Here is a 13,653-nt window from a genome sequence, read left to right on the forward strand (position 1 = left end):
CGACGGCTGAAAACCGCCTGCCGGTGCTTAGTGCGAGCCGCCCTCGCCGTTGGAGCCGTTCGACCCGTTGGAGCCGTTCGAGCCGACGATGCTCTCCTGGTGCTCGCGCAGCGCGGTGAGCGCGCGTTGCTCGCCGGAGTGCGCCGCCTCGCGCAGCGCCGCGTCCTCCGACGCCGGATCGGCGAACAGGAAGCTGCCGCTGCCCGGCGAACCGGCCGAGCCGAGCTTGTTCATCCGCTTGGGCAGAGCCGTTCCCTGGTACTCGAGCGGCAGGGGGTGGCCGTGGTCGTCGACCGGGCCGAGCGGCTGATGCAGCTCGACGTAGGCACCGTGCGGCAGCCGCTTGATGATGCCGGTCTCGATGCCATGCGCGAGCACCTCGCGGTCGCTGCGCTGCAGCGCGACGCACCACCGGTAGGCGATGAAGTAGACGACCGGGGGCAGGATGACCATGCCGATTCGGCCGATCCACGTGGTCGCGTTCAGCGAGATGTCGAACTTGTACGCGATGATGTCGTTCATCGCCGCGAGGGTCAGCAGCATGTAGAACGAGATCGCCATCGCGCCCAGCGATGTCCGCACCGGGGCGTCGCGCGGCCGCTGCAGCAGGTTGTGGTGCGCATGGTCACCGCTGAACCGCTTCTCCAGGAAGGGGTAGACGACCAGCAGCCCGAAGATCAGGCCCATGATGAGCGCCACCCAGACCGGGGCGGGCACCGTGTGGTGGAAGAAGTAGAACTCCCATGGCGGCCAGATGCGCGCCAGGCCCTCGGTCCACATCATGTAGAAGTCGGGCTGCGAGCCGGCCGAGACGTGGGATGGCTTGTAGGGGCCCAGGTTCCAGATCGGGTTGATCTGCAGCAGGCCGCCCATCAGGCCCAGCACGCCGACGATCGCGGCGAAGAACGCGCCGGACTTGACGGCGAACACCGGCATGACGCGCACGCCGACCACGTTGTGCTCGGTGCGGCCCGGCCCGGGGAACTGGGTGTGCTTCTGGAACCAGACCATCGCCAGGTGCAGCCCGATCAGCGCCAGGATGATCCCCGGAATCAGCAGGATGTGCAGGGCGTACATGCGGGGGATGATGTAGCCCGCGGTCGCGCACTCGTTGCCCACGCCGCCACAGGGGAAGTCCCCGCCGAACAGCGCCCAGTGCAGCCACGTGCCGATCACCGGCATGCCCAGCGTGATCGACGAGAGCGCGGCGCGCAGCCCGATGCCGGACAGCAGGTCGTCGGGCAGCGAGTAGCCGAAGTAGCCCTCGAACATGGCCAGGATCAGCAGCAGCGACCCGATCACCCAGTTGGCCTCACGCGGGCGCCGGAACGCGCCGGTGAAGAAGATGCGCGCCATGTGCACCATGATCGACGCCGCGAAAAGCAGTGCGGCCCAGTGGTGGACCTGGCGGACGAACAGGCCGCCGCGCACCTCGAACGAGATGTCGAGCGTGGAGGCGAAGGCCTTGGACATGTCGACGCCGCGCAGCGGCTGGTATGCGCCGTTGTAGGTGACCTCGGCCATGGACGGATCGAAGAACAGCGTCAGGTACACGCCGGTGAGCAGGAGCACGATGAAGCTGTACATCGCGATCTCGCCCAGCAGGAACGACCAGTGGGTCGGGAACACCTTGTTCAGCTGTCTGCGAACCGCCGCCGAGGGGTGATAGCGCGTGTCGATGTCCTCGCCCTGGCGGGCGAGGACATCACCGATCTTCGGGGGACTCAGTTTGGGACTCATGTCGTCGTCCTCTCCCAGAATGCCGGTCCGACGGGTTCGATGAAGTCACCGTTGGCAACCAGATACCCGTTGGTGTCGATTGTGATCGGCAGTTGCGCCAGCGCGCGCGCCGCCGGACCGAAGATCGGCTTGGCGAAGTGCAGTGCGTCGAACTGCGACTGGTGGCAGGGGCACAAGATCCGGTAGGTCTGCTGCTCGTACAGCGACGCCGGGCAACCCAGGTGCGAGCAGACCTTCGTGTAGGCGAACAGTTCGCCGAAGTTGAAGCTCTCCTGGCCCTGCCGCTTGACCACCCGCGACATGTCGGTGGGCCGGACCCGGATGAGCATCACGGGGTTGCGGACGCCCTGGTTGATCTGGCGGAGCTTCTCCTGCGACTCCGGGGTGGTGCCGTCGCCGTCGGACTCGCGCCACGGGAACACGGTCTCCATGCCGCCGGCGTCGAGGTCCTCGGGCCGCATCTTGATGAACGGCGCCTCGCTGGTGCTGCCGGTGGCACGCGCCAGGAAGATGGTCTCGCCCTTGTAGGTCGGTGTCCAGCCGGACGTCCACAGCACGGCCTTCTTGCCGTCGGCGGTTTGCACCACCGGCTTCCACGGGTTCTTGATCAGGCCGCCGGCGAACGCGACCAGGGTGGACAGGCCGAACGCGCCCAGGCCCATGCCCAGCGACAGCCCGATCAGCTTGCGCCGCCCGACCGTCGAGCCCTGGTAGGCGTCGGCGAGGTTGGCCACCACGGTCTTGCGGTCGACCTCGCGGGAGGCGCCGTCGTGGCGGTCCTGGATCGAGATCTCTTCGGGGATAAAGCGTTTCTGGAACAGGATGGTGCCGATCGCGATGCACAGGATGGACATCCCGAACGTCAGGCCGTACAGCGGGGTGGTCAGCGTGTAGAGCAGGCTGCCGGGGGCGTCCTTCGGCTTGTACTCCCAGGGCCAGAACAAGAAGATCAGCAGCAGCGCGAGCCCGAAGAAACCGCCGAGCATCAGCCAGCGGGCGACGGAGCGCTCGGCGCGCTTCTCGGCCTTGGTGCCCTCGACCGGCCAGCGCGGCTCTTTGTAGACGGTCTCGACGCCGTCGATCTTGCCGCCCAGCTCCACCAGTTCCTGCTGCGACATCGCGGCCAGCGCGGCGTCGCTGGGCTCGTGGGGCGCCCCGGGTCCGCCCTTGTCGGTGTCAGAGCCGTGAACGTCGGTCATTGTGCTCGTGCCCCAATCCACAGTGCCAGGCCGATGGCGGCCACCATGCCGATGATCCAGGCGGCCATGCCCTCGGGTGCGGGTCCGAATCCACCAAGGCCGTAGCCGCCGGGCTGGCGCTCCTCGGTCACGGACTTGATGTAGCCGATGATGTCCTTCTTGGAGTCGAAGGACAGCTGACTGTCGGCGAACTTCGGCATGTTCTCCGGGCCGGTCCGCATGGCGGCGAGGATCTGCTGCTCGTTGGCCTCGCCCAGGTCCGGTGCGTACTTGCCCGACGAGAGCGCGCCGCCCTTGCCGGTGAAGTTGTGGCACGACGAGCAGTTGAGCCGGAACAGGTCACCGCCGCGGCCGATGTCGCTGCCACGCAGGGATTGCATGGCCAGGCTGCCGTCCGGGTTGCGCACCACCGTGGGCCCGCCGCCGTTGGCCTGCACGTAGGCGCCGATGGCGTCGATCTGCGACTGGTCGAAGATCGGCTCCTTGCGCGGGGCCTGCGCCGCGTCGGCCATGACCGGCATCCGGCCGGTGGAGACCTGGAAGTAGACGGCCTCCTCGCCGACGCCGATGAGGCTCGGGCCGTGGTCCGGCACGCCCTGCAGGTTGGCGCCGTGGCACGACACGCAGGAGGTGTCGAACAACTGCTTGCCGGTGCGCAGCAACGCCGACGACGACTCGTCGGCGACCGCCACCTGCGGGCGCGGGGTCAGCACGGCGGCCAGGCCGCCGGCGACGGTCAGCGCGATCAGCAGCAGCAGGCCGCCTGACAGGCGCCGGCGAAGCCGCCGGCGGGCGCGGTCGTTGCGCTGACTCGGCCGCTTGGTGCGACCGGATCGGGTGGACCCCAGTTTCTTCAACCGAGCACTCCTGTTCATTCCTGTGTGAAGACGCCGGCCTTAACGGATGAAATAGATCACGGTGAACAGCGCGATCCAGACGATGTCGACGAAATGCCAGTAGTACGACACGACGATGCTGGCCGTGGCCTGCGCCGGCGTGAACTTGCTCATCGCGGTGCGGACCAGCAGGAAGATGAAGGCGATCAACCCGCCGGTGACGTGCAGGCCGTGGAAGCCGGTCGCGAGGTAGAAGACGCTGCCGTAGGCGCTGCCGTGAATGGTCGTGCCGTGCGTGGCCAGATGGTAGTACTCGTAACCCTGCCCGCAGACGAAGAACAGCCCCATCAGGAACGTGACCACGTACCAGCGGCGCAGGCCGAAGACGTCGCCGCGCTCGGCGGCGAACACCCCCATCTGGCAGGTGAACGACGACGCGATCAACACCAGCGTCACCGGAACCGCCTGATAGAGGTTCAGCTCGGTGGGCGGCGGCGGCCACTTCCCGCCCGATTGGGCGCGGGCGGTGAAGTACATCGCGAACAGCCCGGCAAAGAACATCAGCTCGCTGGAAAGCCACACTATGGTGCCGACACTGACCATGTTCGGCCGGTTCAGCGAATGAACGCGCGACGTAATTGCAGTACCTGAAGTCCCGGCAGCGCTGGTCACATCCGCAAGTATGACGCTTTGTAGTTGTCGAACTCCACCCGGGGCGGCATTTGATCTTGTCCGTGTTGTGATTCGGTCGACGCCGGCGGTCGCCCGGCGACGGTTGGGGCGGGTGTGACGGCCGTGGGACCATCGGCGCGTGGGCACGCAACCTGAGACCACCGCTGTGGGCGACCCCGCCGGGGCGGCCCCGTCGTGGCGGGCGGTCCTGTCCCGGCTGACGGCCGGTGAGGATCTCGCGCGCGGCCAGGCCGGCTGGGCGATGGATCAGATCATGGCCGGCGCCGCGAAGCCGGCCCAGATCGCGGCCTTCGCGGTGGCGATGACCATGAAGGTGCCGACCGCGGCCGAGGTCAGCGAGCTGGCCGACGTGATGCTGAGTCACGCGCTGGCGCTGCCGGCGGCGGTCCGCGACGATGCGGTGGACATCGTCGGTACCGGGGGCGACGGCGTCAACACCGTCAACCTGTCCACGATGGCGGCCATCGTGGTGGCCGCCGCGGGCGTGCCGGTGGTCAAGCACGGTAACCGGGCGTCGTCGTCGCTGTCCGGCGGTGCCGACACGCTCGAGGCCCTGGGCGTGCGGATCGACCTGGGCCCCGAGCAGGTCGCGCGCAGCCTCACCGAGCTTGGCATCGGGTTCTGCTTCGCGCCGCTTTTCCACCCGTCCTACCGGCACACGGCCGAGGTGCGCCGCGAGATCGGCGTGCCGACGGTGTTCAATCTCCTTGGGCCGCTGACGAATCCGGCGCGGCCGCGCGCGGGCCTCATCGGTTGTGCGTTCGCCGGGTTGGCCGAGGTGATGGCCGGGGTGTTCGCCGCGCGCAAATCCAGCGTGCTGGTGGTCCACGGCGACGACGGGCTCGACGAGCTGACGACGACCACCACCAGCACGATCTGGCGGGTGCAGGCCGGGACCGTGGACAGGCTGACGTTCGATCCCGCCGGGTTCGGTTTCGCCCGAGCCGATCTCGCCGAGCTGGTGGGCGGCGACGCGCAGTTCAACGCCGCGGAGGTCCACGCGGTGCTGGGCGGCGCCAGGGGGCCGGTGCGCGACGCGGTCGTGCTCAACGCGGCCGGGGCGATCGTCGCGCACGCCGGCCTATCCAGCCGCGCTGAATGGTTGCCGGCGTGGGAGGACGGGCTGCGGCGGGCCGCCGCGGCCATCGACTGCGGCGCGGCCGAACAGCTGCTCGCGCGATGGGTGCGGTTCAGCCGGCAAGTCTGAGTCGGGCGGCGCTGCCACCTGTTGCGAGGCCAGCCGCGCCGAGCGCGCCAGCGCGGCCCAGGCCGCCCACGGACCGGCCGAGCGCAGCGGCGACGCCCAGCCCGCGGCGTCGCCGGTGCCCTCGACACGCACGATGCGCACCCCCGGGTTGGTCAGCCACCGGGCGATCAGGGCGGTCTCTTCGACCAGCGCTCCACCCAGCGGGGCCGGCGTCGGCAGGATGGCCTGCGCGCCGGCGCGCAAGGCGTCGACCACCGGCAACGGCGGCACCCCACGTTCGGCTGTTCCGGCCGCGGCGAGCTGACCGTGCCGGATGACGGCGAGGTGGTAGCCGCCGGCGCCGTCCGGGGCGGCGGCGACCAGCTCGGGAAGGGCGGCCAGCGCGCGCAGCCGCTGGCCGCGCCACAGGGTCTCGACGGCGACCGCGGTCCGGTCGCGCAGCCGGGCGGCGCTTTCGAAGAGCCGCCGTTGCGCCAGCGCACCGACCTCGTCGACGGCGCCGGCCAGGGCGCCGTTGTCCAGCCCGTCGATCAGCGAAGCGCAGCGCGCGACGGCCGCCGCGTACTGGGTGGCCGCCGCGTCCCGGGCGGCGGGGCAGGGTGCGACCTCGAGTCGGGGGCAGGCCGGTCCGTGCAGGGCGGAACGTCCCAGCCGCGTCGTGCAGGTGCGCAGCCCGGTGAACCGCGCCAGCAGGTCCGCGGTGTCGGCCGCGTCGGCGCGGGAGCGGAACGGGCCGACGGCGCGGTCGTGCCGGGGCGCGCGCACCACCGCGAGGCGCGGGAACGCCTCGTCGCTGAGCACCACCCACCACCAGCGCTGCGGAAACCGTGACCGGCGGTTGTAGGGCGGCGCATGGGCGGCCAGCATCCGCAGCTCGCGCACCCCGGCCTCCAGCGCGTGCGCGCACTCCACGTGGTCGACGGCGCCGGCCAGCGCGACCATCTCTTTCATCCGGCCGCGCGGATCGGCGCCGGTGAAGTACTGACCGACACGACGGCGCAGGTCGACGGCGGTGCCGACGTAGAGCACCTCGCCCGCCGGCCCGCGGAACAGGTAGATCCCCGGCCGGTGCGGCAGGCCGTCGGCGAGCACCCGCTTGCGCCGCTGGGCCGGCGTCACGCGGGGCAGGTAGGCGCGCAGGTCGGCGTAGGTGTGCACGCCCTGGTTGCCGACGCGCTCGATGAGCGCGTGCAGCACCTCGACGGTGGCGCGGGCGTCGTCGAGGGCGCGGTGGGTGGGCCGGGACGCGACGGAGAACAGCCGCGCCAGGGCGGCCAGCCGCACGCTCGGGGCTTCCTCCCGGGTCAGCACGCGGCGGGCCAGCCGGACCGTGCACAGCACCTGCGGCCGCGGCCAGGCGATGTCGCACTGTTCGGCCGCCGCGCGCAGGAACCCCATGTCGAACCCGGCGTTGTGGGCGACGAACACCGCCGGACCGGCGAACTCGAGGAACATCGGCAGGACCGCGTCGATGGTCGGGGCGTCGCACACCATCGCGCTGGTGATGCCGGTGAGCGAGACGATCTGCGGCGGGATGCTGCGCTGCGGGTCGACCAGGGTGGCGAACTCGCCGAGCACCACCCCGCCGCGGACCTTGACGGCCCCGATCTCGGTGATGGCGTCGGGGGTGGCCCCGTCGGTGGCCCGGGTGCGCCCGCCGGTGGTCTCCAGGTCCACCACGACGAACGTCGTGTCGCGCAGCGAGACCTCGTCGGCGCCGAACCGCGGCTCCAGGTCGGCGAAACTCAGCTGAGCAGCGCCACTTGCACCCATGGCAGGCGACGTTAGGCACCCCCACCGACACCCGCGGTGTTCCCACGCCGGGCCCGGTCGACGGATTTGGGTGCGGGGGTTGTCGGTGGCGGCGGTTAGCGTGCGGGGCAGTCCGGCGTGAACGTCGGAGACGTGACCGAGAGGACCGAGCGCGATGGCACACAGCAACGGAGACGACAGCACCGGCACCGCCGGGCCGGGGGGCGGTGCGCCGGTGGTGATCGACTGCGACGAATGCGCGGTGCGGGGGCCCGGCTGCCGCGACTGTGTGGTCAGCGTCCTGCTCGGGGTCCCCGAGACGTTGTTGCAGGACGAACGTGCCGCTTTGGAGGTGCTTGCCGAAGTCGGGCTGGCGCCGCGCCTCCAGTTGGTGCCGATTCGTCACCATCGCGACTCGGGGGTCGCTTGAAATCATTGCGTCGCAACGGTATTAATGCATGGGTCCAGCGAGCGCGAGGTGCTGGGCCACCTCAGCGTGGAGGCGGCCTCTCACATAGAAATGACAGAAATCTTTCTAATTTCTTAAGCGTCCGCTTTGGACAAACGTCGATATGCTTTCGTAACCTGTTTGAGACCTAAACCAGCTCGACGGCTTTTCCGTCGATGGCCGTTTAAGGATGCAAATCTTGAGGCTTGATTCTAGGTACCCGATTGCGCGTGGGATCACACGGAAAGTCGTCGGGGCACTGGCGGGCTTCACTATGTTGTCGGGCGCACTGGCCGCGAACGTCTCGGCCGACCCGGCGCAGGACGCCCTCGCGAAACTCAACCAGCTCTCGCGGCAGGCCGAGCAGACCACCGAGGCCATGCACACCGCGGAGCTCGACCTCAACGACAAGCTGGCCGCCCAGAACGCGGCGGACAAGAAGCACGCCGACGACCAGGCCGCCGTCGACGCGGCGAAGGCCCGGCTGGCCTCCTTCCAGGGTGCGGTCAACAAACTCGCCGCCGCGACCTACATGGGCGGCAGCGTCGACGGCATGGAAGCCATCCTGACGGTGGGCTCGCCGCAGGGCCTGATCGACAAGCTGGCCGTGCAGCGGTTGATGGCGACCCAGATGCGGACCCAGATGGCGAGCTTCCGCTTCGCCGGTCAGCAGGCCGCCAAGGCCGAACAGGAGTCGGCGAAGTCGGCGGCCGAGGCCAAGAGCGCCGCCGAACAGGCCGCCGCCGTCCGCGCGAGCCTGCAGTCCAAGCAGAGCCAGTTGCAGGTGCAGATCGCGGTCGTCAAGTCGCAGTACGTCTCCCTGACCGCCGAACAGCGCGACGCGCTGGCCAACGCGGCGCCCGCCCCGGGACCGGGGGGGCCCGCGCCCGACGCGGCGCCCCCGGGCAACCCGCCCGGCGGCGAGCCCGCACCGGGCCAGGCCCCGCCGCCCGGTGGATTCGGCGCGCCTCCCGGCGGCGGCGACCGGGCCACCGTCGTGCAGGCCGCGCTCACCCAGGTCGGTTCCTCCTACGTGTGGGGCGGGGCGGCGCCCGGCGGGTTCGACTGCTCCGGGCTGGTGATGTGGGCCTTCCAGCAGGCGGGCATCTCGCTGCCGCACTCCAGCCAGGCGCTGGCCCGCGGCGGCCAGCCGGTGGCCCTGTCGGACCTGCAGCCCGGTGACGTGCTCACCTTCTACTCCGACGCATCGCACACCGGCATCTATGTCGGTGACGGCATGATGATCCACTCCTCGACCTACGGCGTGCCGGTGCGGGTGGTGCCGATGAACGCCGGGGGCCCGATCTACGACGCCCGCCGTTACTAGACCTGCGGGGGCGCGGCGCCGGCGGCTTTCGATGCTGCTGGCCTGGGTTTTCGTCGTCGAGTTGGTGGTGGCGGCGGCCGTGCCGTTCGACGCGGCCCTCGACAGTCGGGTGAGGCCCGCGCAGCTCGTCACGCCCGCGCGCAGCCACCTCGGCGTCGCGACGAAGTCCCTGGTCGCCGGCGACCGCAAGGTCCGGCTATCCAGCCTCGGCGGTGTGGCCGGCGACCGGCTGCTGGCCCGGGTGGCGTCGAACATCGGCGCCGCGATCGCCGCGGTGGAGACGTTCTGGGGTTCCGACTGGTCGCACGACATCTCGGTCGTCGCCGCGGAGACCGACGAGGAATTCCGCGCGGCCGCCGGCGGGGGACCTGCGTCGCAATGGGCCGGCATCGCGGCCGTGACGGTCGCCGACCGCCTCGACGTGGAGCGCCGCGTTGCGGTCGGCGAGCGGATCGTATTCGCGCCGGGCGCGGCCAACATGACCGAACGTGCGCTGCGAATAGTGTTGGCACACGAGCTTTTTCACTACGCCGCGCGCGCCTATACCGCCCCGGACGCACCACGGTGGCTCACCGAGGGGGTCGCGGACTACGTGGGCCGGCCGGCGGCCCCGGTGCCCGCCGACGCGCTGCCGGTGCCGTTGACGCTGCCCGCCGACGCCGACCTGGACGCAGCCGGCGCGCAGCGCTCGCTGGCCTACGACCGTGCCTGGTGGTTCGCCCGCTTCGTCGCGGACACCTACGGGCCGCCGAAACTGCGCGACCTGTACCTGGCCGGCTGCGGGGCCGGCCACGCCGACGTGCCCACCGCCGTACACGACGCCCTGGGCACCGACGCCGCCGGCGTGCTGGTGCGCTGGCACCAGTGGGCGACACGCTAGCCTGAGCCACTGTGAGCCGGGTCCTGCTGGTAACCAACGACTTTCCGCCCCGGCCCGGTGGCATCCAGTCGTATCTGGGGGAATTCGTCGCCCGGCTGGTTGACGCCGGGTCGCATTCGGTGCTGGTCTACGCGCCACAGTGGAAGGGTGCCGACGCATTCGACCGCGCGGCCGGCTATCCGGTGGTGCGCCATCCGGGGACGCTGATGCTGCCCGGGCGCGGGGTCGATGCCCGGATGCGCCGCCTGATCGCCGACCACGGCATCGACACCGTGTGGTTCGGCGCGGCCGCGCCGCTGGCGCTGCTGGCCCGGCGGGCCCGCGACGCCGGGGCGACGCGGGTGCTGGCCAGCACGCACGGCCACGAGGTGGGCTGGTCGATGCTTCCGGTCGCGCGCTCGGTGCTGCGCCGCATCGGCGAGGACACCGACGTCGTCACCTTCGTCAGCCGCTACACGCGCTCCCGGGTCGCGCCGGCCTTCGGGCCCAAGGCGTCGCTGGAGTACCTGCCGCCCGGCGTGGACGCCGACCGCTTCCGGCCCGACCCGGCCGCCCGGGCCGAGTTGCGGGCCCGCTACGGCCTGGGCGAGCGGCCGACGGTGGTGTGCCTGTCTCGGCTGGTGCCCCGCAAGGGGCAGGACATGCTGATCAAGGCGTTGCCGTCGATCCGGCGGCGGGCCCACGGCGCCGCGCTGGTGGTCGTCGGCGGCGGCCCCTACCTCGACACGCTGCGCAAGCTGGCCCGGGAGTGCGGGGTGGCCGATCACGTGAAGTTCACCGGCGGCGTGCCGGCCGCCGAACTGCCGGCCCACCACGCACTGGCCGACGTCTTCGCGATGCCGTGCCGAACCCGCGGCGCGGGCATGGACGTCGAGGGGCTGGGCATCGTCTTCCTCGAGGCCTCGGCGACGGGGGTGCCGGTGGTCGCCGGCCGGTCCGGGGGAGCGCCGGAAGCGGTGCGGCACAACAAGACCGGATTGGTGGTCGACGGCCGGTCGGTCGACGGGATCGCCGACGGCGTCGCCGGGCTGCTCATCGATCGCGACAAGGCCGCGGCGATGGGCGCGTGTGGCCGCGAGTGGGTGGTGTCCCAGTGGCGCTGGGAGACACTGGCGCAGCGGCTCGCCGGTCTGCTCGACGGCTAGTTCGTCGGCTCGCGTGACGTTGGCTTCACACGGGAGCCGAGCGACACCACCCGCACGCTCGGGCCCCGCGCGCCCCTAGTCCTTCTCGTAGATCGCGTCGATGTCAGAGGCGAACTTCTCGGCCACCACGTTGCGCTTGACCTTCATCGTCGGGGTCAATTCGCCGGTGTCCTCGGTGAAGTCGACCGGCAGGATGCGGAACTTGCGAATCGACTCCGCATGCGACACAGCCAGATTCGCGTGCTTGACGGCGGCGTCCACCTCGGCGACCAGGTCGGGATCGGTGGCCAGATCACCCACCGACGCCCCGGACGACTTCTGGTTGCGCTGCTTCCAGCCGTCGAACGCCTCGGGGTCGATGGTGATCAGCGCGCCGATGAACGGCTTGTTGTCGCCGACCACCATCGCCTGGCTGATCAGCGGGTGCGCCCGCAACTGGTCTTCGAGCACGGCCGGGGCGACGTTCTTCCCGCCGGCGGTGACGATGATCTCCTTCTTGCGGCCGGTGATCTTCAGGAAGCCGTCCTCGTCGACGGCGCCGAGGTCGCCCGTCTTGAACCAGCCCTCGGCGAAGGCGTCCTCCGTGGCCTGCTCGTTGCGCCAGTAGCCGCTGAACACCACACCGCCGCGCACCAACAGCTCGCCGTCCTCGGCGATCCGAAGACTGTTGCCCGGCACCAGCGTTCCGACGGTGCCGATCTTGACGTTGCCGACCTGGTTCACCGTGATGGCCGCGCTGGTCTCGGTCAGGCCGTAGCCCTCGTGGATGGTGAGGCCCACGCCGCGGTAGAAGTGGCCCAGGCGTGCGCCCAGCGGCGCCCCGCCGGAAACGGACGCATGGCAGTCGCCGCCCAGCGCCGCGCGCAGCTTGTGGTACACCAGCCGGTCGAACAGCGCGTGCTTGGCCCGCAGGATCGGACCCGGCCGGCCGCCGTCGTGGGCGCGGCTCCAGTCGACCGCGGTCTGCGCGGCGATCGCGAAGATCCGGCCCTTGCCGTCGTTGGCAGCGTTCTGCTCGGCGGTGTTGTACACCTTCTCGAACACCCGCGGCACCGAGACCACCACCGTCGGCTTGAACACCGCGAACAACGGCAGCAGGTTCTTGACGTCGCTGGTGAACCCGACGGTTACCTTGTTGGTGAACGCCGCCAGGGTCAGTGACCGGGCCAGCACGTGGGCCAGCGGCAGGAAGATCAGCAGCCGCTGCCCCTCGTCGAGCAGCGTCGGGAGGCACTCCTTGGTTCCCCGGATCTCGTACAACAGGTTCGAGTGGGTGAGCTGGCAGCCCTTCGGTCGCCCGGTGGTGCCCGAGGTGTAGATCAGGGTCGCGGGGTCGTCGGCGCGCAGTGCCTCCAGCCGGGCGGTCAGCTCGGTCGCGTCGACCGAGGCGCCGGCCTCGCTGAGCTGGTCGACCGCCTTGGGGCCCGAACCGTTGATGTGCAGCACACGGCGCAGCGCCGGCAGTTCGGCGGTGAGCTCGGTGACCATGGCGGCGTGGGCGTCGGTCTCGGCGAACGCCAGCACGGCCTCCGAATTCTGCAGCACCCAACGGACCTGCTCGGCCGACGACGTCTCGTAGATCGGCACCGTCACCGCGCCGACGGACAGGATCGCGAGGTCCAGGATGGCCCACTCGTAGCAGGTCGCGGAGAAGATGCACACCCGGTCACCGGCCTGCACCCCCTGGGCGATCAACCCGAGCGCCGCCGCGCGGATCTGGCTCGCCGCCTCGGCGCACGTGACGTCGATCCATTCGCCGTTGACCTGACGGCGGTAGATGACGAAGCCCGGATCCTCGCGCTCGTGCTCGAAGACCACCGCCGCCACGTTGTCGTGCTCGCCGACGGTGAAGCGGGCGGGGACACTGTACTCACGCACTTTCGCTGACCTCATTCGACTCGATGACGTTTCCGGGGAGCCGGCTCGCTCAGGTCAAGCCTAATCCGCGCATTCGCCGGCACGGTCCCGTTGGCCCGCCCCGCGCCCGGCGAGGGAGCCCTATGTGTGAAGCTGTGCTCGTGAACAGCATCCAGATCGCCGATCAGACGTACGTCGCGGCCGACGGCGCACGCGTCGGCGCCGCGGTCGCGGACCGCGCGAGCTGGCGCCGGTGGTGGCCTGATCTGCGCCTCGAGGTCGTCGAGGACCGCGGCGAGAAAGGAATCCGCTGGGCGGTCACCGGCGCGCTGACCGGCACCATGGAGGTGTGGCTGGAGCCTTCGCTGGACGGCGTGGTGCTGCACTACTTCCTGCACGCCGAACCGACCGGAATGGCGGCGTGGCAGCTGGCCAAGCTGAATCTGGCGAAGATGACGCACCGCCGTCGGGTGGCGGGAAAGAATATGGCCTTCGAGGTCAAGACGACGCTGGAACGGCTCCGTCCGGTCGGGGTTTCTCCGGTAGGTTAGCCGGGTCGGGTCCGCGCG

General features: G+C 70.5%; 11 protein-coding genes and 1 pseudogene. 6 read left to right on the forward strand and 6 right to left on the reverse strand.

The window, feature by feature from the left end; genetic code table 11:
* Positions 1 to 27 precede the first annotated feature (27 nt).
* From qcrB to ctaE, 4 genes are read right to left on the reverse strand one after another with little or no spacing between them, the layout of a single operon-like run.
* Entirely contained in the window at positions 28 to 1,740 is a 1,713-nt protein-coding gene (qcrB, locus tag G6N48_RS04390) for a cytochrome bc1 complex cytochrome b subunit (protein ID WP_085267209.1), read from the reverse strand.
* Positions 1,737 to 2,939, reverse strand: coding sequence for a cytochrome bc1 complex Rieske iron-sulfur subunit (qcrA, locus tag G6N48_RS04395; RefSeq protein WP_085267208.1), 1,203 nt, complete (start codon positions 2,937 to 2,939; stop codon positions 1,737 to 1,739). The genes qcrB and qcrA overlap by 4 nt, the downstream gene beginning before the upstream one ends.
* Complete coding sequence (gene qcrC, locus G6N48_RS04400) at positions 2,936 to 3,796, reverse strand: cytochrome bc1 complex diheme cytochrome c subunit (RefSeq protein ID WP_085267207.1); 861 nt, start codon at positions 3,794 to 3,796, stop codon at positions 2,936 to 2,938. The genes qcrA and qcrC overlap by 4 nt, the downstream gene beginning before the upstream one ends.
* Before the next feature lie 39 nt (positions 3,797 to 3,835).
* Positions 3,836 to 4,447: an aa3-type cytochrome oxidase subunit III gene (ctaE, locus tag G6N48_RS04405; RefSeq protein ID WP_085267206.1), complete on the reverse strand. Its 612-nt coding sequence runs from the start codon at positions 4,445 to 4,447 to the stop codon at positions 3,836 to 3,838.
* A 139-nt stretch (positions 4,448 to 4,586) separates the two neighbouring features.
* On the opposite strand from ctaE, the gene trpD reads away from it, so the two are divergent.
* Positions 4,587 to 5,675 carry an anthranilate phosphoribosyltransferase gene (trpD, locus tag G6N48_RS28055; RefSeq protein ID WP_085267205.1) on the forward strand — a complete coding sequence of 363 codons (1,089 nt, stop codon included), beginning with the start codon at positions 4,587 to 4,589 and terminating at the stop codon, positions 5,673 to 5,675.
* Here trpD and G6N48_RS04415 read toward each other — a convergent pair.
* Positions 5,613 to 7,448, reverse strand: a pseudogene (locus G6N48_RS04415) (DEDD exonuclease domain-containing protein); the annotation flags it as partial. The gene trpD and the pseudogene G6N48_RS04415 overlap by 63 nt on opposite strands.
* 154 nt (positions 7,449 to 7,602) lie before the next feature.
* On the opposite strand from G6N48_RS04415, the gene G6N48_RS04420 reads away from it, so the two are divergent.
* From G6N48_RS04420 to pimB, 4 genes are all read left to right on the forward strand, one after another.
* Positions 7,603 to 7,857 carry a hypothetical protein gene (locus tag G6N48_RS04420; RefSeq protein WP_085267203.1) on the forward strand — a complete coding sequence of 85 codons (255 nt, stop codon included), beginning with the start codon at positions 7,603 to 7,605 and terminating at the stop codon, positions 7,855 to 7,857.
* A 217-nt stretch (positions 7,858 to 8,074) separates the two neighbouring features.
* Positions 8,075 to 9,202, forward strand: a complete 1,128-nt coding sequence (gene ripC / locus G6N48_RS04425; protein ID WP_139825569.1) for a peptidoglycan hydrolase RipC — start codon at positions 8,075 to 8,077, stop codon at positions 9,200 to 9,202.
* Positions 9,203 to 9,233: 31 nt separating this feature from the next.
* A complete protein-coding gene (locus tag G6N48_RS04430; protein WP_085267201.1) occupies positions 9,234 to 10,082 on the forward strand; it encodes a hypothetical protein in 849 nt (282 codons plus the stop codon).
* Positions 10,083 to 10,093: 11 nt separating this feature from the next.
* A complete protein-coding gene (gene pimB, locus G6N48_RS04435) occupies positions 10,094 to 11,227 on the forward strand; it encodes a GDP-mannose-dependent alpha-(1-6)-phosphatidylinositol monomannoside mannosyltransferase (RefSeq protein ID WP_085267200.1) in 1,134 nt (377 codons plus the stop codon).
* 75 nt (positions 11,228 to 11,302) lie between these two features.
* Here the strand turns inward: pimB and G6N48_RS04440 are convergent, their stop codons facing one another.
* Positions 11,303 to 13,105: an AMP-dependent synthetase/ligase gene (locus G6N48_RS04440; protein WP_085267199.1), complete on the reverse strand. Its 1,803-nt coding sequence runs from the start codon at positions 13,103 to 13,105 to the stop codon at positions 11,303 to 11,305.
* Positions 13,106 to 13,245: 140 nt separating this feature from the next.
* Here G6N48_RS04440 and G6N48_RS04445 point away from each other — a divergent pair, with 140 nt between their 5' ends.
* Complete coding sequence (locus tag G6N48_RS04445; protein ID WP_085267218.1) at positions 13,246 to 13,635, forward strand: polyketide cyclase / dehydrase and lipid transport; 390 nt, start codon at positions 13,246 to 13,248, stop codon at positions 13,633 to 13,635.
* Positions 13,636 to 13,653: the final 18 nt, after the last annotated feature.

Source organism: Mycobacterium parmense, from assembly GCF_010730575.1.
In the GTDB taxonomy this organism is placed as follows: Bacteria; Actinomycetota; Actinomycetes; order Mycobacteriales; family Mycobacteriaceae; genus Mycobacterium; species Mycobacterium parmense.